The organism is Micromonospora sp. ABR4_055 (assembly GCF_056160425.1).
This window is the reverse complement of the sequence record NZ_JBSWXD010000007.1, coordinates 1-25274: the sequence shown is the minus strand read 5'-3', so window position 1 is coordinate 25274 and position 25274 is coordinate 1. Positions and strand designations below refer to the sequence as shown.

Below are 25274 nucleotides of genomic sequence, written 5' to 3'. Positions count from 1 at the left end.
TTCACCATCCCGAGGCGGTGTAGACCACCGAGGTGACCGCCGGGTCGCCCCAGGCCAGCTCGCGTAGCAGGCTCAGCGCGCCCTCCTCGGGATCGATCAGGTCGATGCCCCGGCGGGCGTACTCCCGGCTCAGTTCCGCGCTGACCATCCCGCCGTGCACCGAGCCTGGCGCCCACGGCCCCCAGTGCACGGTCACGCAGCGCACCCCGGTGCCGGCCGCCCAGCGGCCACCGATCCGGTCGAGCGCGTCGTTGGCGGCGGCGTAGTCGCTCTGACCCCGGTTGCCGTACGCGGCCGCGATGCTGCCGAACAGCACCACGAAGCGTGGATCGGCGCCGTCGCGCAGCGCGTCGAGCACCGTCACCGCACCCTGCACCTTTGTCTGGAACACCCGGTCGAAAGACGCCGGATCCTTCTCCGCGATCAGCTTGTCCTCGATCCGGCCGGCCGCGTAGACCAGACCGTCGATCCGGCCGTGCTCGCCGTGGATCTCCTTGAGCAGTTGCCGGGTGGCGTCGGCGTCGGTGACGTCGAGGCTGTGGTAGCGCACCTGGCTGCCGAGTTCCCGCAGCTCCTCCAGGGTCGCGCGAACCTCGCGTGCGGCCAGGATCGCGGTGGCCGTACGGTCGATCTCCGCCGGTGCGCGCATCCCCTGGGCGACCAGGGCGGCCCGCAACGCCGGCTTGTCCACCGCGGCGGCCAGCGCCGGGGACTCCGCCTCCTGCGACAGTGGGGTACGGCCGACCAGCTCGATGCGGCATCGGCTGGCGGCGGCCAAGGTACGGGCGAACCATGGGGTGATGCCCCGGGCACCACCGACGAGCACCACGACCGAGTCCTGGTCCAGACCGATCGCCTGGGTCTCCGCGACGCCGTCACCGGCCGGTCCGGCACCGCCCGCAGCGAGCGGGCCGAGATCGACCGCGGCCAAGTCGACGGTCTGCCGGCCGGTCGCCGACCAGGTGACGATCGGGGTCTGTCCGCCACTGAGCAGTTCGGTGACCAGGCCGGTGGCAAGCTGATTGTGGTCGGCGCCTGCCGGTACCTCCAGATAGGTCACCGAGACCTGCGGGTACTCGCGTTGGATGGTCCGGAACAGGCCGGCGAATCCGTCGGTACGCGCACCGGCGGTGCCGGCGGCGATCAGCCACCGCACACCCGCCGCAAGGGCCTGCTTGATGAACGGGAAGATGCCGGGCAGCAGCGGTCCGCCGCTGTCACTCAGCCCGTCCAGGATGATCACGCCGTCGTAGCCGGCCGTCTGGTCCGACTCACCGGAGTGGATCGTGCCGGTGGCGCCTGCCGCGCCGTGCTGGGCGAGCTGCTCGGCCAGCGGTGCCAGGGCGGGCGACCCGCCGGTGATCAGGAACCGGGCACCGGCGAGCGCCTCCGGCGCGACGACCGCGCCGGTGGCGGGAACCGGCCGGGCGACGAGTCGACGTGGGGCCGTACCGTTGTCCGGGCCGGACCCAGCCCGCTGCGCCGCAGGAGCCGCGGGCGCCGCCTCGGGTGTCTGATCAGCCGCCATCTTCTCGGCCAACCACGCCACCATCGTGCGCACCGTCCGCGCCCGAACCAGCTCCTCCAACTCCGACTCGTCACCATCCACCGACAACCGCAACCGGGTCGCCACCTCACCAGCAACCTCAGCCCGCTTGATCGAATCGATACTCAGATCCGCCTCAAGATCCAGATCCAACTCGATCAGATCCACCGGATACCCGGTCCGCTCACTCAACACCTCCAGGATCGCCTCCTGGAACTGCGCCACCCCCACCGATCCGGCAGCCGGGGACGACGCGGGCACAGCAGGCGTCGCAGCAGCAGGCGCGGACGCCGCGGTCGTGACGACAGCCGGAGGTACAGCCGGCGCCGCCTCGGGTGTCTGATCAGCCGCCATCTTCTCGGCCAACCACGCCACCATCGTGCGCACCGTCCGCGCCCGAACCAGCTCCTCCAACTCCGACTCGTCACCATCCACCGACAACCGCAACCGGGTCGCCACCTCACCAGCAACCTCAGCCCGCTTGATCGAATCGATACTCAGATCCGCCTCAAGATCCAGATCCAACTCGATCAGATCCACCGGATACCCGGTCCGCTCACTCAACACCTCCAGGATCGCCTCCTGGAACTGCGCCACCCCCACCGACGCCGCCGGCCGCACCGCGACCGTCGCGGTCACCTTCGCCTTCGGCGCAGGCTCCGTCGGGGCCGTCACCGGCGCGGTGACGGCTTCGCGGACCGCCGGCTCCGCTGGCACGTACTCGCGCACCACCGGGGTGGGCTGGACAGCGGGTGCCGCCGGAGCAGCCTGTACGGCGGGTGCCGCCGAAGCCGTCGTCTCGGCAGGCGACGCCGGGATGGCCGCAACGTCGGTCGCCGGGGGCGTGCTGGTTGGCACGACCACCTCTGGGTAGCTACTCGGCGCGGCGATCGCCGGCTGGGCCATCATCGACGGGTACACTCCGGCCTCGGCCCACCCGTTGCCGGCTGGTGGCCGCTCCCCGAAGTACGCCAGCATCACGTCCCGCTGAGAGGCGATCAGTTCCCGGCTCGTCCGTAGGAATTCGCTGATCAGTTCGTCGCGCCCGTCCCGGTAGCCTGCTGTGGGCACGTGCCGGGCACCGGCAGACGTAAGAGGGCTGATCCCGTTGCCGTTGCCATGTCCGTTGCCGTTGCCGGACACATGCGCGACCCCGTTGCCGTTACCGGACACATGCGCCACGTCGTTGCCGGGATCGTTTCCGGACACGTTGCCGAGACCACGACCGTTTCCGGCCTCGGTGGATGCACTCATCGACAGCTCCTTGATTTGTCGGGGAGGCGTCATGCCGCCGGGCAGCGGCCGGCCATGCTGGTCGCGAACCAGCTGACCGTCGACCGTCCAGACCGGACGGGGAGACGGCGGAGCGGGTGCGATCTCGGCGACTCGCCGGCCGCGGTAGAGCCAGTCGGTCTGCACCGGAACCCCGGCGCAGGCCAGTTCGGCGACGGCGCAGAGAAAACCACGCAGTCCGTCCGCCCGCCGACCGTCGCAGGCGACCGCCACGTGCGGGCGCTCACCCAGGACGGCGTCGACCAGGCGGGTGAGTACCTGGCCAGGGCCGGCTTCGACGAAGACGCGGGCCCCGGCGGCGTACATCGCTTCGATCTGGTCGACGAACCGCACCGGGGCACCGATCTGCGCGGCGAGTTCGTCGCGGATCTGGTCCGCACCACCCGGGTAGGGCTGGGCGGTCCTGTTCGACCAGACGGGAACGGTGGGTGCGGCCACCGGATGCCCGTCGAGGGTGGATCTGAAGGCGGTGACCCCGTCGGCGACCACCGGGCTGTGGAAGGCACAGGCCACCGCGATCGGCCGGGCGGACAGACCCTTCTCCTTGAGTACGGACACCGCGCGTCGCACCGCCGGGGTCGGGCCGGAGATCACCACCTGCTGCGGGCCGTTGTGGTTGGCGAGCACCACCTCACCGGCCAGCCCGGCGCCGGACAGCACCTCACCGATCTGCTCGGCGGTGGCCGCCACCGCGGCCATCGTGCCGGGATCGGCGCCGGCGGCCGCCAGGATGGCGTCGGCGCGCTCGCGGCTCAGCTCGAGCAGTGTCCGGTCCTCGAAGGCACCGGCGACGCACAGCGCCACCAGTTCGCCGTAGCTGTGCCCGCCGGCCAGGTCCGGCCGAACGTTCAGCCGACCGAGCAGGTGATGCACGGCGAGCCCACCGATGCCGAGCACCGGCTGGGCGATCCGGGTGTCCCGGACCCGGTCCTGTTGACCCCGGTCGTACTCGGGGTCGAACGCGGCTGGGGGGAAGAGCGGTTCGACGTAGTCGCGGCCGATGTCCAGGAACCGCCGCAGCTCGGGAAAGCTGACGAACAGGTCGGCCAGTGCGCCCGGGCGCTGGCTGCCCTGGCCCGGGAAGAGGAAGGCGACCTTGCCGCCCGCGCCCGGTGGCTCAGCCGGCTGGAACAGCCCGCGCGCCGGATCGTGCTCACCGGCGATCGCCCGGTGCAGCAGTCCGGCCAGGTCGTCGAGGTCGCTGGCGACGATGGCGACCTGCACCGGGCCGGACCGGTTCTCAGCCTGGCGGGACTGGGCGGCGGCGAGGTCACGCAACCGCCAACGTCGGCCCAGCGCGTCGCGGGTGTCGATGGTGCCCAGCAGCGCCCGCATCGCCTGGTGCGTGCCGGCCCGGTCGCCGGCCCGGAAGCAGAACAGCTCGGCCGGCCATTCGTCGCGTACGTGTCGCGGTTCGGGTGCGTCGGCGTAGGCGCTGAGCACCGCGTGGAAGTTGGTGCCACCGAACCCGAAGGCGCTGACCCCGGCGACGCGTTCGCTGGCCGGTGCCGCCCACGGCCGCGCCGAGGTCTCGAAGGCGAACGGGCTCCGGTCGGGGTGCCAGGCCGGGTTGGGTCGGGTCACGTGCAGGGTCGGTGGCCGGACCCCGGTGTACAGCGCGAGGGTCGCCTTGATCAGACCGGCCAGACCGGCGACGCACTTGGTGTGCCCGATCTGCGACTTGACCGACCCGAGAGTGCAGCTGCCGGGCGTGGCACCCGCCTCGCTGAACACCGTGGTCAGCGTCTCCAGCTCGGTACGGTCGCCGACCACCGTGCCGGTGCCGTGTGCTTCGATCAGGCCGACCTGCGCCGGCGACACCCCGGCCTGCCGGTACGCGCGGTCCAGGGCCCGCCGCTGGCCGGCTGCCCGGGGCGCGGTCAGGCCCAGGGCCCGTCCGTCGCTGGACCCGCCGAGCCCTTTGATCACCGCGTAGACGCGGTCACCGTCGCGCTGCGCGTCGGACAGTCGCTTGAGCACGACGGCGGCGACGCCCTCGCCGAGCGCGATGCCGTCACCGGCGCTGTCGAACGAACGGCACCGCCCGGTCGGAGACAGCGCGTGCGCCGAGGTGAACATGAGGTAGTCGTTGATGCCGTTGTGCAGGTCGGCGCCACCGCAGATCATCAGGTCGCTGCCGCCGCTGGCGAGTTCCTTGCAGGCGGCGTCCATGGCCGCCAGCGACGAGGCGCAGGCCGCGTCGACGGTGTAGTTGGGGCCGCCCAGGTCGAGCCGGTTGGCGACCCGACCGGCGATGACGTTGGCCAGGATGCCGGGGAACGAGTCCTCGGTGACGGTCGGCAGTTGCTCGTCCAGCTCTCCGGGAACCTCCGGCAGGTAGGCCGGCAGCATGGTCCGCAGCGTCTGCGCGTGCCCCATGTCGCTGCCGGCCTCGGCTCCGAAGATCACCCCGGTGCGGGAGTGGTCCACCCCGTCGCGGCCCGGGGTGTAGCCGGCGTCGACGAGGGCCCGCTGGGAGACCTCCAGGGCCAGCAGCTGGGTGGGGTCGATGCTGGCCAGGGCGGACGGTGGAATCCCGTACCCGATGGCGTCGAACGGCACCTCGGCGAGGAACCCGCCCCACTTCGAGACGCTGTACCGGCCGGTCTGACCGGGACCGACCTCGGGCGCGTAGTAGATGTCCGGGTTCCACCGGTGCGGTGGCACCTCGGTGACGGCATCGGCGCCGTCCAGCACGGTACGCCAGAACGCGGCGAGGTCCGGCGATTTCGGCAGCATGCAGGCCATGCCGACGATGGCGATGTCCAGCGGCTCCGCCGACTCCGCCGGCTCGGCCGGGGTCCAGTCGGCCCGCAGCCGCTCGGACCGGGCGGTGTGGAAGGCGACCGCCTGGTCGGTGACCGTACCGTGCAGCGCCGCGACGGTGGTCTCCTGTTCCCGCAGCACCGCGACCTGACCGGCCATGAACATGCCCTCGCTGAGCTGGGCCGCCTCGTCGACGTCCACCAGCGCGTCGCCGTCGCGTCGCTTGCCCTTGCTGGCGATCCGCAGCCGGCCCACGTTGAGCAGCTCGAGGTGCTCCCACACCTGGCGGTTCTCCAGGCCGGCGGACTCGAGCTCGACCCGCAGCGCATGGAAGTCGTCCACGAAGTCGCTCTGCAGGCACCGGGTCACGTGCCCGGGTGCGGTCTCCAGCAACGCGGTCCGGGTCGCTTCCCGGGCCATCCGGGCGAAGGTGGGTTGGATCGCGCCGTGCGCGACGGCCTCGGCGGTGAACAGGTAGGCGGTGCCCATCAGCACCCCTACCCGCACGCCTCGCCGGGTCAGCGGGGCGACCATCGCGGCGATCATGGCCGCCGACCGGTCGTCGTGGATGCCGCCGGCGAAGAAGACCTGGATCTCGGCCGCCTCTTCCGGCGTCGCGCCGGCCAGGTGCTCGGCCAGTACGGCGAGCTGCGCCTCCCACAGCGGAAAACTGGCCCGGGGGCCGATGTGGCCGCCGCACTCGGCGCCTTCGAAGATGAACCGGCGGGCACCGGAGCGCAGGAACTGGCGCAGCAGCCCCGGTGACGGCACGTGCAGGAAGGTCCGGATCCCTTCCCGTTCCAGTTCCTTGGCCTGTGGTGGGCGGCCGCCGGCGATGATGGCGAAGTCCGGGCGGATCCGCCGGATCACGTCGAGCTGGGCGGCACGGATCTCCTCGGGCGCGAAGCCGAGCACACCGACGCCCCAGGGCCGTCCGTCGATACGGGCGGCGGTGTCGGTGAGCATCTCCTCGGTGCGTTCGGCGGTGGCCAGTGCCAGCGCGATGAACGGCAGCGCCCCGTCGGCGGCGACCGCGGCGGCGAAGCCGGCCTCGTCGCTGACCCGGGTCATCGGGCCCTGCGCGACCGGCACCCGCAGTCCGAGGTCCCGGGCCAACGGACCGCCGGGGCGCAGTACCTCGGCCGCCGCGCCGTCGGTCGCCGCGTCGACGATCGCCTCGCGGATGCCACGGACCGCGGCCGCGGTGTCGGACCAGCGGCCGGCGAACTCGGCGGCCAGCCAGCCGTCCTGGCCGACCGGCAGCAGGTCGGCGCGGGCGGGGACACCGGCCGCGCCCGGCCGGCGCGGAGCCCGTGGGATCCCCCGGTAGCCGTCGACCAGGACGCTCTCCGAGCCGTCCATCCGCCGGATCGCGGCCAGTACGTCGGCCGGCAGGTCCGACTCGGGCATCAGGGCGAGCTGGTTGTCCAGCACCACGCCAGCGGCACCGCCCAGCACGCAGGCGGCCGCCGTGTAGGGCCCGATCCCACCCAGCGCCCAGACCGGTACGCCCAGGTCGGCGGCGGTGAGTTGCTGGACGAGGACGAAGGTGCTCAGCTCGCCGACCTCACCACCGGACTCCATGCCGCAGGCGATCAGCCCGTGCACACCCGCCGCCGCCGCGGTCCGGGCCGCGGCGAGGCTGGTCACCTCGGCGAGTACGCGGTAACGGGTCACCAGTCCGGACAGGTCCCACGGCAGCTCGCCAGTGACGACCACCAGCTCCATCTGGCCGGGGGCGAGCCGTTCGACGTCGTCCACCGAGGCCGGACAGCTCGCCGGGACGCGGACCGCGATGGGTCCGTCCGACCAGGCGGCCAGCTGCTCCACTGCGCGCAGGACCTGTGGCCGGGTTCCGGCCAGGTCGAGCACGCCGGTGCCGCCGCCCCGGCGGACCGCGCTGGCGATGCGTGGGCTCGACTCGACCTCGCCGCAGGGGGTGTAGGCGATCACCAGGTCACGCATGTCGACTGCAGTACTCATCAGACTCCCGCTTCGTGAGCAGTGGTCCCGGATTCGATGCTGACCGCCGGAGGATCCACCGTTGCGGCAGCTCAGAGCGAATATTCCGCATCAATCGATGTCACTCTTCGGAGAAACTTAGCGGCGATCAGTTACGACCGTGTGAACTCTGTCGACCAATAACGCCAACCCGGTGCGGGCAGAACCAGGGCAACTGCCCGGCTTCCGACGGCAACCGGCAACATGGCCAGATCCGCCGAAACAATCCGGTGACTCAGGTCACATCGGACGGACAGACAGTAGATCCGTGGACTTGGATCCAGACTCCCGATGTTGCCGTTGGGTACCCCGGGGCAGGGTGGACCGACGGCACCCGGCAGCATGGCGAGGTGGCCCAGCCTTCCCTCCTCGTCGGTGTCCGCGACAACGCGGCCGCCATGCGTGCCGGCGGCGACCTCGCCGGCGCGTGCGGATACCTGCTGCGGGCGCTGGACTCGGCCCGTGACGCCTTCGGTGCGGACGAACCGGAGGTTCTGTGGACTGCGCACCTACTGGCCCGTCTCCGACGTGAGGCCGGCGACCCGGCAGCCGCCCGGCGGCTGTTGGAGGAGTCGCTGGCAGCAGGCGAACTACGGTTGGGTGACCGGGAGCCGGTCATGCTGGCCATCGCGTACGAGCTCGCGACGCTCGCCGAAGAACTGGGCAACCGGCATGAGGCCCGCCGCAACTTCTCCCGAGTCGCCGCCGCCGGCCCGGCGCAGCTCGGCGACGACCACTGGCAGGTCCGGGCCGCCCGGGAGTACCTGGCCGGCTCACCGGTCGCCCCGGCCGATCCGGCTTCCATCGCTGCTCAGCGCGAGCCAGACCGGCCGGCACCAGCGGCCCAGCCAGCACCACCGGCCCAGCCGGCACCACCGGCACCACCGGCACCGACGCCTCCGGCTTCCGACCGGGAGGCGACAACCGCCGTCGATCGACCGCTACCGCTACCCGCCGCCGGGACCGGACCGGCCGCCAGCGTTGCGGCACCGTCGCGGTCCCTACCGGTCGTCGTCGCGGTCGGCGCCGCAGCCGCCGCGGTCATCGCCGCCGTGGTCGTGGTCATCGTGGGCGTCACCGTCCTGCTCGACGGGCGGACCACCACACCGACCGGGCCGGGGCGTCCGGGGTCGGACCGCACCGCGGCCGGTGACCCGCCGACCGCCCTGCGGCTGACCGACGACACCACGGCCGTGACGCTGGCCTGGTCCGACCCGACCGCGGGAACGGTGCCGTTCATCGTCGCAAGTGGCCGCAGCGGACAACAACTCGGCGCACTTGCCACGGTCAATCCCGGCCAGACCGTATTCACCGTCAACGGGTTGAATCCCGAACTCGACTACTGTTTCGCGGTGCTCGCCGTCTACTCCGCCGACGAGTACGTCCCCTCGGACCAGGTCTGCACCGACCGTCGGACAGCCGACCCGGACTAGTCGAAAAACTCCATGTTGATCAGCGGAAACATGAATTTCCGAGCAGTTCTTCGGTAATCCCGTCCGACGTTGTCCACAGGGGCTGCCAGAGCGGTTTCCGGTCAGCGTGACGGCCCCTTAGGATGGCCTCCGGCCCAGCGTCGGGAGCGGCCCCGGGCCGGCGACGACCGACTATACGGGCGACGGACACCATACGACCGACGGGCGGAAGGCGACCTACTGTGGTCACCACGGGCGACGGCACCACGGGCGACGGCAACACAGCCGGCGGCACAGCCGGCGGCGGCACACGGCGGGGCCCCAGCCCTGACGGCCGACGACGCCGCGGCCGCGGCACGCTGGTGACCGTCGGCACGGTCACCGCGCTCGTCGTCGGCATGGGGCTCACCGTGCTCGGGCTCGGCGCGGCCGACCACGCGGCGGCCGGCTACGACGCGAGCTCCTGGTTGTGGAGCTCCGCCCGCAGCGAGCTGGCCAGGGTCAACGGGCTCACCGGGCGGGTCGACACCCGGGTCGAGGTCGCCGACGCACAGGGCCGCCAAACTCAGGTGCTGCAGACGGACCAGTTCCTGATCCTGCGCGAACTGGCCACCGGCAAGGTCAGCTCGCTCGATCTCGCCACGTTGCAGGTCGGCGCGACCGTCCAGAGCACGACCGGGTTCGGGGTGAGCGTGGCGATGCAGGGCGACGCGGCCTTCGTCATCGACGCCGTCCAGGGCGTGGTTCGCCAGATCGACCCCAGGTCACTGCGGCCCGTCGGCGACCCGGTGCGCTACCCGCCGGGGATCGCCGGTGGACATTTCGACGGCGCCGGTCGGCTGTGGATCGCAGTGCCGAGCGAGGGCACCGTCTCGGCGATCACCGCAGCGCCGCTGCCGAGCGACCCGACGCAGGGCTCGGCGGAGGGCTCGGCGGAGGCCGTCTTCGACTCGTCGATCCCCCAGCCGGCCGCCGCCGGGCAGGATGCGGACGCCACCGACGAAACCGCCGGGCCGACCCGGATCCGGACCGTGGCGGTCGCCCCGCCCAGCAACGAGTTGGCCATCTCCGCGCTCGACGACGGCGTCGCGGTGCTCAACCGGACGGCCGGCGCGCTGACCCTGTTGCGCGGCGGGGACCGCCACGAGGTGCCGCTCGACCTGGACGGTCCGGGCGTCCTGCCGGCCCGCACGACCGGCAGCCTGGTCGCGGTCACCGTGCCCGAACGGCGACGCATCGTCCTGGTCGACGACGACGGGGTCCGGCAGCTGTCGGTGCCGGGCAGCGGATCCGCGCTCCGTCCCGCCGTCAGCTGGGCGGGCCGGGTCTACTGCGCCGACGAACGCAGCCGGGAGATCCTCGCGTTCGACGGGGCGGGGGCGCTGCTTGCGTCGATCGACGTCACCGAGACCGCCGGCCCGCTCGACCTGGAGGTCCGGGAGAACCACCTGTTCATCAACGCGCCCGACGCGGCCACCGCCCGGGTCGTCACCGACGCCCACGAGGTCCGGCAGGTCGACAAGTACGCCAACGACATCCTCGGCGGTGACCCACCGCCGGAGCCACCGCCACCGCCACCACCGCCGAAGCCGACGGTCGGCCGGCCGGGTGCGCCCCGCGCGGTCAGCGCGGCAGCCGGCGACACCACCGTGCGGGTGAGCTGGCAGCCGGCGGCCGACAACGGCGCGAGCATCCAGCGGTACGTGGTCACCGGCGACGGCCGCAGCTTCGAGGTCGGGGCCAACCAACGGTCGTTCGAGGTCACCGGGCTGGTCAACGGCGAGACGTACCGGTTCTCGGTCCACGCGGTCAACGCCGAGGGCGCGGGGCCCGAGCGGGAGTCCAACCCGGTCGTTCCCACCGCTGAGGTGCCCGACGCCCCGGTGAACGTCACCGCGCAGGCCCGCGCGGACGGCTCGGTCGCGGTGAGCTGGCCGGCCGCCGACGGCCAGGGCAACGTCATCGCCGGCTACACGGTCACCGCCGTATCGGCCGAGGCCACCGCCCCGGTCGGCGACGTCTCCGGCACCGAGCTGGTCCTCCCGCCCGGCTCGCTCGACTACGGCACGCAGTACGCGTTCACCGTCGTCGCGGTCAGCGACCAGGGAGCCAACTCGACAGCGTCGCCGTTGAGCAACTCGGTGGTGCCCTACACGGCCCCCGGCGAGCCGGCGGCGGTCGAGGCGACCACCGTGGCCGACCAGCGGGGTGCCCTGCGGGTCGGCTGGTCGCCGGCACCGGACAACGGGCGTCCGGTCACCGGGTACGTGGTGACCGCCGGCGACCAGCGCACCGAGGTTGCCGACGGCACCGTCGTCACCCTGACCGGGCTGGGCGACGGGGCCGATGTGACGGTCTCGGTGCATGCGGTCAACGAGGCCGGTGACGGCCCGTCGGTGAGTACGACGGCCCGTACCGTCGCCGCGCCGAAGGTCACCGTCACCGGTGCCACCGCCGGCACCAACGCGGTCACCCTGAGCTTCTCGGTGGACGCCGGTGGCGGGAACGTCAGCTGCAGCGCGGCGGCCGACGGCGCGGCGGCCGTCACCGGCAGCTGCAACAGCATCCGGGTCGGCGGACTCTACCCGGGACGGTCCTACCGGTTCACCGTCCGGGCCAGCAACGCGGCCGGCACCGGCACCGCCACCCACAGCCGGGCGACCGCGGACCTGTACGGCATCGCGACCTGCGTCAACGGTCCGGACGGCGGGCAACGCACCTACTGCGACGACGACGTTCCCGGTCGCAACGGCAACGAGATCTTCGCCGTGCCGGAGCAGGACAACAGCCGCCAGGTCGGCTGGGTGCCCGACGGCACCCGACTGACCGCGCTGTGCCGCCGCCAGGGCGGGCACGTCGACGCCTGGATCTACAACGGCGGTAAGGCCAGCACCTGGTGGATCCGGGTGGAGTACAGCGGGAAGAACTACATCCCGTGGGCCTGGCTGAACCTGGCCGGCGGCGACGACCTGAACCAGCTGCCCACCTGCTGACCCCGCCCACCTGGGCAGCCACCGATCCACCCCGGCGAGGAGACCAGCCGCAGTGACCACGACCACCCAGCTGACGCCCCACGAGGTGACCGGCTTCGCCTCGACCGCCGCTCGACTGGCCGGTGAGATCTCCACCGTGGTGCTGGGCAAACCGCAGGTGGTGCGACTGACCCTGACGGCCCTGTTCGCGCAGGGCCACGTCCTGCTGGAGGACGTGCCGGGGGTGGGTAAGACCACCCTGGCACGGGCCGTCGCCGCCACGGTGCACGGCCACTGGCGTCGGATCCAGTTCACCCCCGACCTGTTGCCCGCCGACGTGTCCGGGGTGACCATCTTCAACCAGTCCACCCAGGGGTTCGAGTTCCATCCCGGCCCGGTGTTCGCCAACATCGTCATCGCCGACGAGATCAACCGCGCCTCACCCAAGACCCAGTCGGCGCTGCTGGAGGTGATGGAGGAACGCACGGTCACAGTGGACGGGGTCCGGCATCCGGTGCCCCGGCCGTTTCTGGTGGTGGCCACCCAGAACCCGGTCGAGATGGACGGCACCTACCGGCTTCCGGAGGCCCAGCTGGATCGGTTCCTGGTCCGGTTGTCGGTCGGCTACCCCGATGAGCAGACCGAGATCGAGGTGCTGCGCGGGGCGACCCTGCGGTCCCCTGAGGCACTCGAGCCGGTGACCGACACGGCCACCGTCGGCCGGCTCATCCAACTGGCGCAGCGGGTGCACATCGCCGACCCGTTGTACGGGTATGCGGTGCGGCTGGCGGCCGCGACCAGGACACACCCGCAGATCCGGGTCGGGGTCAGTCCACGCGGGGTGATCGCCCTGACCCGGGCGGCCTGCGCGTACGCGCTGATCGGCGGCCGGGGGTTCGTGCTGCCCGAGGATCTGAAGGCCCTGCTGGAGCCGGTCTTCGCGCACCGGCTGCTACTCACCGCAGACACCCAACTGCGCGGCGTCACGGCAGCCGAGGTGCTCGCCGACGTGGTCCGGTCGGTCCCGGTGCCGCTGCCGGCCGGCCAGCCGGCAGCGGCCGGGGTCTGAGCCGACCGGCCCATGAACGTCACCGCCCGTTGTCTCGGCCTCGGCGTCGCCGCCGCGCTGCTCACCGCCGTCGGGTCCGTGCTCGGCTATCCGGAGCTCGCGCTGCTCGGCACCGCCGGTCTGACGGTGGTCGGCTACGCGGCCGGCTACGCGCTGTGGCAGCCCCGGCTGTCGGTACGCCGTACCGTCGAACCCGACCGGGTGAACCGCGGCGACGTGTGCACCGTGACGCTGCAGGTCGGCAACCTTCGGCGCTGGGGCGCGGCGAGCGTCCTCGCCGAGGAGCGGTGCGGCCGGCGGTGGATCCCGGTGCCGCTGGCCCGGTTGCGCTCCGGCGCCACGACCACGGTGCGCTATCCGGTGCCCACCGATCGCCGGGGCGTGCTCCCGGTCGGCCCGTTGCGGGTGCTCCGCCGCGACCCGTTCGGCCTGGTCGCCGTCGCGCGCGTGGACGGCGAACCGGTCCGGGTGTGGGTCCGGCCGCAGGTGCATCCACTGCGCGCGGTGCCGGCCGGGATCGCCCGCAGCCTGGACGGCCGGATCGACCGGGTACCGCACGGCAGCATCACCTTCGACTCCTTACGGGAGTACGTCGTCGGCGACGAACTACGCCGGGTGCACTGGCGGACCAGCGCCCGGATCGGCCAGCTAATGGTGCGGGAACACGTCGACACCAGTATGCCCCGGCTGGTGGTGCTGCTGGACAACCGGACGGTCGCGTACCACGACCACGCCGACGGGGCGTCGGCGACGTTCGAGTCGGCCTGTGAGGCGGCGGCGTCGGTGGTCGACGCGGCGACCCGGGCCGACCTTCCGGTGCTGCTGCGGATGGTCGTCGACCAGCCGCCGCCGGACGGCACGCCGAGTCGGCACCCGCTGGACCGGCTGGCCGAGGTCACGCTGGCCGGGACCGACCGGCTGACCGGCGAGGACCCGGTCCGACAGGTCTGCGACCAGCTGCGCCAGCAACGGCCCGGCGACACGCTGGTCTATCTGGCCGGCACCGGTGATCCGGATGCCGTCGCCCGCATCGGTGCGCTGCGCGCAGTCTTCGCGACCATTCTGGTCGGCCGGATCACCGGCGCCGTCGACCCGTCGGCAGGCGGGGCACCGGCGCTGGGTGCCCCGACCGGGCTGGCCGGAGTGCTGTTCGTCGAGGCGGCCGACGGTGTCAGCTTCGCCGCCGGCTGGGATGCGGCAGGTGACCGGTGACCGGTGACCGGACGACCGGGCTGGCGCGTCTCGGTGCGGTGGCGGCGGCGCTGATCGCGATGACCGGGTCAGCCGCGGTCCTGCTCGGCCGAATCTACGACGGGGCGGCGGCCAGCTGGCTGATCGCCGGTGCCGGCGCGGCGGCGGTGCTGGTCGGCACGTGCGCCCGGCGGCTGCCGAACTGGCAGGTGGCTCCACTGTCCGTCCTGCTGATGGGTGGCTACCTGCTGGCCGCCGGATGGTGGGCGGCGGACCGGGCGGAGCTGGCCGGCCCGGTGACCCGGCTACTCGCCGACGCCGCCGCGAACGGGGTTCCCCGGCTGCTGACCGCGATGATCCCGATGGAGGCGGTGCCGGACACGGTGGTGGTTCCGGTCGTGGCCAGCTGGCTCGCCGGCTTCACCGCGACCGAGCTCGCGGTGCGGGCCCGGCGCATGCTGCTCGGCTGCCTGCCGCCGTTGCTGCTGTTCGGCGCGGCGGCGTTCGTGGTCGGGCCGAACGCCGAGCCGGCCCGGTGGCCGGCGCTGCTGTTCGTCGCGGCGGCGGCGGTCGGGCTGCTGGTCACCGCGGCGCCGGCACCCGCTGCCCGGCGGAGCGGGTCGGCGGCAACGGTCAACCAGCCGTCCGGGCCGCGCAGCGGTGGCGGTGGTGGCGCGCTGACGACGGTACGGCTGCGGACGGCGGCGGTGTCGTTCGCCGGCGCGGCCACCGTACTGCTGCTGGTGGCGGTGAGCGCCCCGTGGGTGGTGGCCCGGATCGCGACGACCGACGTCGACCCACGCCGCTACGTCGCACCACCGCAGGTGGAAATCCTCGACGAGAATCCCCTGATCAGGATCTCCGGTTGGGCACTCAATCCCGATCAGCCGCTGTTCGACCTGCGGGTCGGCGCGTCACCGCCTCCGGCCGTGGACGGGCCGCAAGCCTCCGGGGCCGGCCCGCGTCCGACCGCAGACGGTGCGCTACGGCTGACTCTGGCCGTGCTGCACGACTACGACGGCGTCACCTGGCGGGTCGGCGGGACCTATCGCAACGCCGGCCGGGTGCTGCCGCCGGTCGAGGACGCTGCGGCGTCGCGAACCGACGCCTCGTCGACAGACGCAGTACGCCAGGAGATCACCGTGGCCGAGCTGTCCGGCCGGCTGCTGCCCGCGATCACCGCCCCGGTACGGGTCGACGGCGTCCGGGTGGCCTACGACCGGGCCAGCAGCACCTTGCTGCACCCCGAGGGTCTCACTCCCGGCGTCACGTACGCCGTCGACTCGGTGCCGCGTCGACCACCGCTGAACGCGCTGACCACCGCAGACGTGCCGGCCGGGGAGTCGGTGGCCCGGACCCTGCGGGTGGCTGACGGGGTGCCGGCGGAGATCCGTCGGCTCGCCCAGCAGCTCGCCCGGGACAACGGTGCGCCGTACCAGCGGGCGCTGGCCGTCGAGCAGTTCCTCGCCGACCACTACCAGCTTGTCGCCGACGCGCCGAGCGGGCACGCGTACCCGAATCTGGGTTTCTTCCTCTTCGGGCCGCGCGACGCCGGCGGCCAGCAGGGCACCTCCGAGCAGTTCGCCGCTGCCTACGCGCTGCTCAGCCGGCTGATGGGGCTACCCACCCGGGTGGTCGTCGGGTTCGTGGTGCCGTCCGGTGACGCGACGGTGCACGGCAGGCACGCGGTGGCCTGGCCGGAGGTGCTCTTCTCCGGTGTCGGTTGGGTGCCGTTCGATCCGCTGCCCCGACCGGACAGTACGCCGCGCCCGATCGAGGAGGAGTTCCGGCCGGCACCGGACGAGCCGACGCCGTCTGTGGCGCCGTCCGTGCTACCGACGGTCGACCCGACGCCGTCGACACCGCCCTCGGCGGCCTCCGCACCGCCGGGCGGTCGGCCGTCCGGCTGGCTGCTCGGCGTCGTCGCGGCGACGGTGGCCGGGGCCGGCGCGGCCGGATGGGCCGGCGTCGTCCTGCTGCTGCGTCGCCGGCTACGCGACCGGCGACTCGACAGCGGCCTGCCCGCGCACCGGGTCTGCGGGGCCTGGCTCGAGGTGGTCGACGCGCTCCGGCTGGCTGGTCACCCGGCCGGGGGGCACATGTCCGCCAGCGAGGTGGCCGGACACGGTCGGGCGTTGCCGGACGGTGCGGCACTGCCCCGGCTCGACCCGCTGGCCGAGCTGGTCAACCTCGCCAGCTTCGCACCGGGGCAGACCGACGACGAGCAGGCCCGGCGCGCCGGTGGCTACGCCACCGTCTGGGTGGCGGCGCTGCGTGCCCGGCGGCCGTGGTGGCAGCGGGTGATCTGGTCGCTGGACCCCGGTCCACTGCGCTGGGAGCGTCGCCGACGTACAGCCGCCACCGCGAACACCGCAGTAAACGGTTAGCCTTACCTAAGGACGGCGGCGGAAGGCGGACGGTGACCGGTACATCGGACGACACCCAGGCGGAGTCACTGGCGCAACTGCTCGGTGGGCGACGAGGCGCCATCGACGCCACGCTGCCAGCAGTGGCGTTCGGCGTCGGATGGGTGGCCGGCGGAGAGTCGATCTGGGTCGGCGTGTGCTGCGCGGTCACGGTCGGCGTGGTGATCGCCGGGGTACGCCTACGGCGTGGTGATCGACCCCGGTCGGTGCTGATCGGGCTGCTCGCCGTCTGCGTCGCCGCGGTGATCGCGCTACGCACCGGGCGGGCGTCCGACTTCTTCCTGGTGCAGCTGCTGTCGAACGCGGCGAGCGCACTGGCCTGGGCGTTCAGCATCGTCGTCCGGCGGCCGCTGCTCGGCGTGGTAGTGGGAGCGGTGCTGGGTCAACGGACCGGGTGGCGCCGGGATCCGGCGCTGCTGCGGGCGTACGGCCGGGCCAGCTGGGTCTGGGTCGGGCAGTACGTGACCCGGGTGGCCGTCTTCGTCCCGCTCTATCTCGCCGACCAGGCGATGGCGCTGGCCGCCTTACGGGTCGCGCTAGCCTGGCCGCTGGTCGCCGCCTGCCTGGCGGTGAGCTGGTGGGTGCTCCGCCGGTCGCTTCCGGCCGGGCACCCGGGGATACGCCGTCCGGTACCGGCCGACCTACGGTGACGAATCGGCCTCCCGTACGACCCGGGCCGGTGCTGATGTGACTAGAGTGACACGCTGTCCCGACCGCATCCGCACAAGGAGGCAGGCGTTCCCGTGGCCGAGAAACCTGCTGACTCCGCTCGCGGCGCCAGACGCAGCGACTCCGCTGCGGACGGTGCCCTCACGCAGCCGACCGTCGAGCTGAAGGCCCTGCCTGGCGGTCGGCCGCCGGGCCCGGCGGTTCCGGACGCACCGACGGTCGAGCAGCCAATCGTCCAGCTATCGGCCGACGCGAACCGCTCGGCCGACGCGTTCGACGAACCGACGGTCGAGCAGCCGGTGGTACGCCCCGCAGCCGTCCGACCCGCGGCCGCCGCTGTCGCGGGCCTGACCGCCGCCCCGGCACAACTACCGACGGGACCGGCCGGCACCGCATCTGGACCGGCAGCGACCGCGCCGGCACCGTCCCGGAGCGCGCCACCGGACGAGCCGGACCGGTTCATCGCGCTGGCCCGCCGGTACGGCTGGGTGGTGGCCGCCGGTTCGGTCGCCGCAGTGGCGCTGCTGTGCTCGGCGCCGTTCGTCTCCGGAAACGGACTGTTGTGGAACCCGGCGAGTTCGACAGGCTCGCCGACCACCCCCACCGCGACCCCGGAAAGCGCCCCTACCGCGACGGTCACGGCCGAGGTCACCGACACCTCGCCGGCCGCCGGCGACAACGGGGAGTCACCCGAGGTGCGCCAGGCCGACCCGCCGGCCGTGCCCCCCGAGCAGCCCGCGTCGGACCCGGCTCCTCCCCCGCCCCCATCGGACGACCCGCCGGCGTCCAGCGCCGCACCGCCGGGCGGCGGCGAGCCGGTGCTGCTCGGCCCGGACAACAGCGACGATCTCCGTGGCATGCTGGACAGTTACTGCAAGCAGGAGCACGGCGGCGGGTGGATGGCGTGGCCGCGCGAGTGGCCGGGCAACGGCACCGAATGGGAGTGCGTCCGGCCGTGGACCCCTCATGACCGAGACCTCGACGTCCGACGCGCCTGCGCCAGTCGATACGGCGAGCCGGTCGTCGCCGAGGCCGGCAGTCGTCGGGACGCGTACAGCTGGCGGTGCTACCGGGGCTGACGTCAGCCGACGAACACAAGGATGTGGTGGGCCGACCGGGATCGCTGCGTTGGCCAATCCCGGCCGACCCACCACGGGCGGGCCTGACCGTGGGTATCAGGCCGTCTGCGGAGGTTCGGCGCCGTCAGGCGGTGCCGGACCGTTTGGTGGGGCGGCGGTACGTAGGTGTTGGTTCAGGTGATGGATCGCGGTGGAGGGGGGGGGGGGGGGGGGGGGGGGGGGGGAGAGGGTGGTGGGGGGGGGGGGGGGGAGGGGGTTGGGGGGTGGGGGGGGGGGTGGGGGGGGGTTTTTGGGGTGGCTTTTTCCCCCCCCCCCCCCCCAACACCGGTCTCAGTTGTTCGGGAACAGGTGACCGAAGTCGGCGTAGGCCATCGCCAGGTCAGCCTGTGCCCAGAACCGGTGGTAGCGGAACTCCGGCTCCGGCCCACCGTTGAGGTACGCCTCAACCTTCGGCCAGTCCGGGTCGTCCAGGTAGAACGACCTGATGTCCAGGAAGCTCGCGCCCGGCTCGATCGTGTCGCCGTTGGGCATGGTGCCCGACCAGCCGTTCGGGATGTACAGACCCTGCCCGGTGGAGGCGTTGTAGACGTCGTCGAAGCGACGGTAGTCACCTCTCGTCTCCACGGTGGAGGAGCCCTGCGCGTCGGCGTTGGCGTACAACGCGTCCAGCAGGCCCTTGGCGGTGTCGCGGGCCTCGGTGTCGCCGGAGGCGGCCGCGTACCACATCAGGGTCCGGGCGTAGGCCGAGGCCACGCCGACATCCTGACCGGTACCGACGACCTCGACGTGCAGGTTGTTGTTGGCACCGGGGTTGCTCGGGTTCCAGGTGTCCGGCGCGCCGGTCCACTCCATGGTCGACGGGATCGCAAAGTCCCCGCCGGTGCCGATCTCGGTGTGCGAGATGGCCCACGGCACCCACTTGTCGAGGATCTGCTTGGCCCGGGCGTCGCCGGTCACGTAGTAGACCTCGGCCACCCGCTGCAGCGACCAGACCTGCATGCCGAACCACTCGTTGCTGCCCGGGTCGTGGTAGACCGGGTGCTCCGTGTAGTACATGCCGTAGAAGGTCGGGGTGCCCGACGGAGGCTGGGCGTAGGAGCCGTTCCAGCTGTTGGTGGCACCGCCGGCGATGGCACCTTCAGCGGACTGCAGCCACTGGTAGAACTCCATCTGCCGGTCGAAGCTCTCGGTCCAGTCCTGCACCGCGGTGGCGCCGCGCGGCCGCAGCTCCGGCACGTTGGTCAGCGCCCAGGCGGCGAACGGGTTCTGGTAGCCGAAGTGGTTGTGGCTGGAGCCGATCCGCCACGACCAGGCCGCCGAGGTGTCGGTGGCGCCACCCCAGGCGTAGTACCAGGACATCAGGTAGTGCGCGGAGTCCTTACCGGTACCGGCCGGGCAGCTGGATGGGCCGACACAGTTGCCGATCCGCTTGAAGTACTTGTCGAACATCGCGTAGCGCAGGTAGTCGCCCATCCGGGCGGCTTTCGCGACGGTGGCCGCGACCGCGCTCTCGTTGCCCTGCTCCTCGGCCCAGACCAGCGCCCAGTAGGCCGCCTGAATGGCGCGGGCGTCGGCATCCGGGGCGTTGGTGTACTTCCACTGCGACGCCGGGGCGTTGTCCTCGGCGATGAACAGGTCCAGGTAGCCGTTCGGGCCGCCGTGCGCTTTGGTGTCGCAGGATGGCTGCGGGACGGTCTCCCAGACCGACTCCTGCGGGCCGCGCTGGAAGGTGTTGATGTACGCGGGTCGGGTGGTGCCGTCACCGCAGCGGCCGTAGCCGTAGACGTTGTCCACGTCGAGCAGCCAGTGCATGCCGTAGATCTCGCCGGTGCCGTACGCCGACTGCAGCTCGTTGCGCAGCGGATCGGTGCCGACCGGAACGTTCTGGTTCAGCCGCGACGGGTACTGGTCGGGGCGCAGGTACTCCGCAGCGTACTGCGGGGTGCCGGGGACACCCGCGGTCGGCTGGTCGGCGGTGCCCGGGATGATGTACCGCTCCATCACGGTCCACGCGTTGTTGAACGGCGCCCAGTTCTCGGTGACCCGGCCGTAGTTGGCCTCCAGCCAGATCCAGAAGCTGAAAGCTTCGGAGGTGGTTTCGTGGCCGTGGTCCGGGGCCTCGACGATCAGTGTCTCAATGGAGTGGTAGGGCACGCCCTCGGGGCTGAAGTAACCCGAGTTCTTGATCTTTCCGTACTGCTCCAGGAAGCGCTCGATGTACTCGTTGTCGCCGCCGGGCGAGTCGTTGTCGATCTCGGTGACCACGATGGCCAGTGGCGCCAGGCCACTCGCCGTGGCGGTGATCGTGGCCGTGCCGCTGACCGTGTCGCTGTCCTCGGCGGCCGACACGGTGACCGTCGCCCCGGTGTTCCAGTTGCTCGGGGTGAGGGTGACCGACGACGGCGACCGGGTGATGCTGTTGTCGCCGGAGATCGCAAGGCTGACCGGCAGATTACCGCTCGGCGCCGAGCTCAACCGCAGGTTGAAGCTGCTGCTGCCGCCCTCGTTGACACTCACCGACGACGGGGTGGCGATCAGACTCGGTCCAGAGGCCGGACTGACGGTGAACGCCCGCTCGGCGGTGGCGCTGGCGCCGGCGTTGTCGTACGCCCGGGCCTGCACGGTGTAGCTGCCTGCGGGCAGGTCCTCCATGACGTACTGGTACGGGCTGGTCGTGTCGGTGTTGACCAGCAGCCCGTTGCGGTAGAACTCGACCCGGTCGACGGTGCCGTCGGCGTCGCTGGCGGTCGCGGTCAGCGGGACGTCGGCCGGCGCGATGAACGGCCCCGACGGCACCGTCAAACCGACCGTGGGCGGTTGGTTCTCCGACGCGCCGTTACAGGTCACACCGTTGATGGAGAACGAGGTCGGCCGGGGGTTGGAGCCGGTGTGCGAGCCGTTGAAGCCGATGTTGGTTGACTGACCGGTGGCCAGATTGCCGTTCCAGGCGGCGTTGGTCGCGGTCACCACGTTGCCGGACTGGGTCCAGTTGGCCGACCAGCCCTGGGTGACCCGCTGGCCGCCCGGGAACGTGAAGCGCAGGGTCCACCCGGTGAGCGGATCACCGAGGTTCTCGATGGTCACGTTGGCGGTGAAGCCGTTGTTCCAGTCGTTGGTCGAATAGACGACGTCGCAGGCGGTGGCCGCGTTGGCGACGCCGGGGACGGCGGCGACACCTCCGACGACCATCACGCCAGCGGCGAGCATTGCCAGCCGCTGTCTCGTCGCGGTCAATCTCATGTGCGGGGTTCTCCTCGCGAACCAGGCCGAGGCAGTGAGGTACACCTCGGCTTGGCGCCTTGGGCGCGGTGGGCGATGTCGTGGAGCAGCGCGTCGGACGCCAGGCGCCGGATGGGTGTGACCCGTCCCGGACCGGGGTCTGCATACGACGGAGAGCGCCGGACCGGCGGCTCCGGTTCACTGCGTGGCGCCGTACCGACACGGGGTCGGATGCCCTCGGCTGCCGCTGTCGCGTGGTCTGTTGGCTCCCACCTGCGATGGTCGACAGTGTTACATGGGAGCGCTCCCGCAGCAAGTGGCAACCTTTGACAACCCACCGGAGAACCCAGACGAACCCGCATTGAGCAGGGAATTCATCAGCGATGGTCGGGCGCGGCCGGACTCACTCACGCCACCAACATGTTTCGATCTCGTTTTGGGTCTTTCACAAACCCGTGACGGAGACTACAGTCCAGAACCAACGTCGATGGGAGCGCTTCCATCGATGGATGTTGCAACACGTGAGAGTACACCGTACCTGCCGTGCCCCGCCGCCCCGGTGGAGCACACCACTACCGGTCGTACAGCTGGTGGCGGGCCAGCCCGGACTCCGCCGGCAGCTGCAGACACCACCCGGGAGAGGAGGTGGATCCAGAGCCACTCGCGTGGCCCGGCTCCCGCGCGTCACGCACGACCTGGACGCCAAACCGCTCGTGCGTGAAAGCAACTGATGGTGGGGACGGGGGTTGCCCTCCCCGTCCCCACACTACTTCCCCACACCCGGCAGGAAATCGGTCGACCCGGCACCCCGTCCGGCCGTCCGGCCGACGTGACCCGGTTCCACCACCGCCGATCCCCCCATCCGCGCCACCTGACCGGCGCATCCGCGCGCCCGTGCCGCACCGCAGTGGATCGGACACCACTGTCAGGAGAGCCCGATGGCCGTACTGTCCCGCCGGCACCTGCACCGCCGGGCCGAGCGTTCCGCCGTCCGCGCCGCGAGCGGCGATCCGAGCGGCGATCCAGGCCGCGCCGCCGGCACCGGCCGCATCACCGGCACCGACCCCGGCCGAGCCATCGCCGACGCGACCGAAGCCGGCCCCGTCGACGCGACCGGGCCCGACCCGGCAGGCGATGGTTCCGCGACCCCGGCCATCCGCCACCGCGGCGATCCCGAACGTCCGATCGGTCTGCACTTTCCTAACAACTTCCGCTGGGGCGCGGCGACCTCCGCGTACCAGATCGAAGGTGCCGCCAAAGAGGACGGCCGGGGCGAATCGGTGTGGGACACCTTCAGCCACACCCCCGGTCGGACCCGCGGCGGCGATACCGGCGACGTCGCGGCCGACCACTACCATCGGTACGGCCACGACCTGGACCTGATGCGTGAGCTCGGACTGCACAGCTACCGGTTCTCCATCTCCTGGCCGCGGATCCAGCCCGACGGCACCGGTCAGCCCAACCGGCGCGGGCTGGACTTCTACCGCCGACTGGTCGCCGGGCTGCTCGAGCGGGGCATCGAGCCGATGGCCACCCTGTTCCACTGGGACCTGCCACAGGCCCTGCAGGACCTCGGCGGGTGGGAGCAGCGCGACGTGGCGTACCGCTTCGCCGAGTACGCCCAGATCCTGTTCCACGCCCTCGGCAGCGAGGTGCCGGTCTGGCTGACGATCAACGAGCCGAAGACCGTGGTACAGAACGGCTACCTCAGCGGGCATCACGCCCCGGGCCGGCCGGACGCGGACGCAGCGTACCTGGTGGCCCACCACCTCCAACTCGCGCACGGTCTGGCCGTACAGGCGCTACGCGCGGAGCGGGCCGCGTGCCGGATCGGACCGGCGCTCAACCTGCATCCCTGCTACCCAGCCGACGCGAGCCCGGCAGCCGCCGCTGCGGCCCGGCTGTACGACGGCTACGAGAACCGGCTGTACCTGGACCCGATCTTCCTCGCCAGCTACCCGGCGGACGTCCTCGCCGATCTCGGCCCGGCCAGCCGGCTGGCCGGTGGGATACACGACGGTGACCTCGATGTCATCGCCGAGCCGATCGACCTGCTGGCCGTCCAGTACTACACCCCGTTCTACGTCGCCGCAGACGGCAGCACGGTCCGCCGCTGGCCGACCTCGGAGGCGGGCTGGCAGCAGATCCACCCGGACGGCATGTTCGACGCCCTCACCCGGGTACACCGGGAGTACGGCACCGTGCCGATCACGATCACCGAGAACGGCCTGCCCACCCCGGACCGGTTGGCGACGGACGGTTCGGTGGACGATCCCGGCCGGGTCGCCTTCCTCCGGGATCACCTCGCCGCCGTGCACCGGGCGATCAGCACCGGTGTCAACGTGGAGAGCTACCATGTCTGGTCGCTGCTGGACAACTTCGAATGGGCCGAGGGATACCAGCAGCGCTGGGGGCTCATCTACGTCGACTACCCGACGCAACGGCGGATCTTCAAGCGAAGCGCGCACTGGTACCGGCGGGTGATCGCGGAGAACGCCATCTGACAGCGATGATGTTCCACGGCCGGGCCGCGCGGAAGACGACCGGGATTACATCCTCCGGAGGAACTCGCCCTCGGTAACCAGAAAACCGCACCACGCCGGGTACGCGCCAGGACAGACTGTGCCCATGGGGTTCGGTCCTGGGTTGCGTCTCGACCGGAGATACGTACTGGTCGAACGGATCGGGCTGGGTGGGATGTCCGAGGTGTGGCGGGCCAGCGACGAACTGCTCGACCGACCGGTCGCGGTGAAGGCGCTCACGCCGCCGATCGCGCCAGCGGTCCGGGCCGCTTGTCGGCAGGAGGCCCGGGCCGCGGCCCGGATCACTCATCCGCATGTCACCCAGGTGTACGACTACGGCGAGGCGGCGATCACCGAGACCGATGTGGTGCCGTTTCTGGTCCTCGAACTGGTCGACGGGGAGAACCTCGCTGCCCGCCTGGCCGGTGGGCCGCTGCCCTGGCAGGCTGCGGTCTGGCTGACCGCACAGGTGGCCAGCGGCCTGGCCGCCGCCCACCGGATCGGGGTGGTGCATCGGGACATCAAGCCGGGCAACGTCATGCTCACCGCCAGTGGCGCCAAGATCCTGGACTTCGGCATCGCCGCGTTGACCGACGGCCGACCCGCGCCCGATGCCGGCTGGTTGCTCGGCACTCCGGCGTACGCCGCACCGGAACGGCTGCTTCACTGGCCGGCCCATCCGGCGGCCGACGTCTACGCCCTCGGCGCGCTCTGCTACGAGATGCTGACCGGGTCACCACTCATACCGGCCGGCAGTTGGCGGGAGGCGGCCGTCCGGCTACAGCGACCGGACCCGCCGGCCCGACCCCGCGCCGACGGACTGCCCGCCCCCGCCGCCGATCTCTGCCTCGCCTGCCTGAGCCGGGATCCGGCGCAGCGGCCGGCCGCCGGTGAGATCGCCGACGCCCTGCACGCGGTGCTCGGCGTGATGGTCGAGTTCCCGTTGCCCGGACCGCGCCCGGTCGGCGCTTCGCCCGGCGGCCGGACCTTGGTGGACCGGCTACCGCCGGCCCGGCAGGCCGGGCCGATGCTGCGGCGGGCCGCGATGGTGGCCCAGTCGGACCAACCGGCACCGCGCCGGGCCGCGATGGCGGCGCGGCCGGCTGTCC

The 25274-nt window shown here is 72.1% G+C and carries 12 protein-coding genes; 10 read left to right on the top strand and 2 right to left on the bottom strand.

Annotated features, from left to right (window positions below; translation table 11 throughout):
- Window position 1: 1 nt before the first annotated feature.
- Window positions 2-7588 carry an SDR family NAD(P)-dependent oxidoreductase gene (locus ACXAHD_RS03950; protein WP_475048662.1) on the bottom strand — a complete coding sequence of 2529 codons (7587 nt, stop codon included), beginning with the start codon at window positions 7586-7588 and terminating at the stop codon, window positions 2-4.
- Between the two features lie 368 nt (window positions 7589-7956).
- Here ACXAHD_RS03950 and ACXAHD_RS03945 point away from each other — a divergent pair, with 368 nt between their 5' ends.
- The 8 genes from ACXAHD_RS03945 to ACXAHD_RS03910 all read left to right on the top strand — a co-directional run bounded on the left by ACXAHD_RS03945 (window position 7957) and on the right by ACXAHD_RS03910 (window position 18776).
- Window positions 7957-9039 (top strand): fibronectin type III domain-containing protein, encoded by a 1083-nt coding sequence (locus tag ACXAHD_RS03945; RefSeq protein WP_475048659.1) that lies wholly within the window; start codon window positions 7957-7959, stop codon window positions 9037-9039.
- A 341-nt stretch (window positions 9040-9380) separates the two neighbouring features.
- Window positions 9381-12011, top strand: a complete 2631-nt coding sequence (locus tag ACXAHD_RS03940; protein WP_475048695.1) for a fibronectin type III domain-containing protein — start codon at window positions 9381-9383, stop codon at window positions 12009-12011.
- A 52-nt stretch (window positions 12012-12063) separates the two neighbouring features.
- Window positions 12064-13059, top strand: coding sequence for an AAA family ATPase (locus ACXAHD_RS03935; RefSeq protein ID WP_475048656.1), 996 nt, complete (start codon window positions 12064-12066; stop codon window positions 13057-13059).
- A 12-nt stretch (window positions 13060-13071) separates the two neighbouring features.
- Window positions 13072-14271 (top strand): DUF58 domain-containing protein, encoded by a 1200-nt coding sequence (locus ACXAHD_RS03930; protein ID WP_475048653.1) that lies wholly within the window; start codon window positions 13072-13074, stop codon window positions 14269-14271.
- Complete coding sequence (locus ACXAHD_RS03925; RefSeq protein WP_281555318.1) at window positions 14268-16637, top strand: transglutaminase-like domain-containing protein; 2370 nt, start codon at window positions 14268-14270, stop codon at window positions 16635-16637. Before ACXAHD_RS03930 ends, ACXAHD_RS03925 begins: the two co-directional genes overlap by 4 nt.
- 32 nt (window positions 16638-16669) lie before the next feature.
- Entirely contained in the window at window positions 16670-17326 is a 657-nt protein-coding gene (locus tag ACXAHD_RS03920) for a DUF3159 domain-containing protein (protein ID WP_281555319.1), read from the top strand.
- Between the two features lie 93 nt (window positions 17327-17419).
- Window positions 17420-18424, top strand: coding sequence for a hypothetical protein (locus ACXAHD_RS03915; RefSeq protein WP_475048650.1), 1005 nt, complete (start codon window positions 17420-17422; stop codon window positions 18422-18424).
- A 190-nt stretch (window positions 18425-18614) separates the two neighbouring features.
- A complete protein-coding gene (locus ACXAHD_RS03910; RefSeq protein ID WP_475048647.1) occupies window positions 18615-18776 on the top strand; it encodes a hypothetical protein in 162 nt (53 codons plus the stop codon).
- On the opposite strand, the gene ACXAHD_RS03905 is transcribed toward ACXAHD_RS03910, so the two are convergent.
- Window positions 18755-21664 (bottom strand): glycoside hydrolase family 48 protein, encoded by a 2910-nt coding sequence (locus tag ACXAHD_RS03905; RefSeq protein ID WP_281555321.1) that lies wholly within the window; start codon window positions 21662-21664, stop codon window positions 18755-18757. The two genes, ACXAHD_RS03910 and ACXAHD_RS03905, sit on opposite strands and share 22 nt — an antisense overlap.
- A gap of 917 nt (window positions 21665-22581) precedes the next feature.
- Between ACXAHD_RS03905 and ACXAHD_RS03900 the strand changes: the two genes are divergently transcribed.
- The gene (locus tag ACXAHD_RS03900; RefSeq protein ID WP_281555322.1) at window positions 22582-24147 is read left to right on the top strand and encodes a GH1 family beta-glucosidase; all 1566 of its coding nucleotides are present in this window, start codon (window positions 22582-22584) and stop codon (window positions 24145-24147) included.
- Between the two features lie 124 nt (window positions 24148-24271).
- On the top strand, window positions 24272-25274 hold a 1003-nt coding region (locus ACXAHD_RS03895; protein WP_475048642.1), incomplete at its 3' end, for a serine/threonine-protein kinase.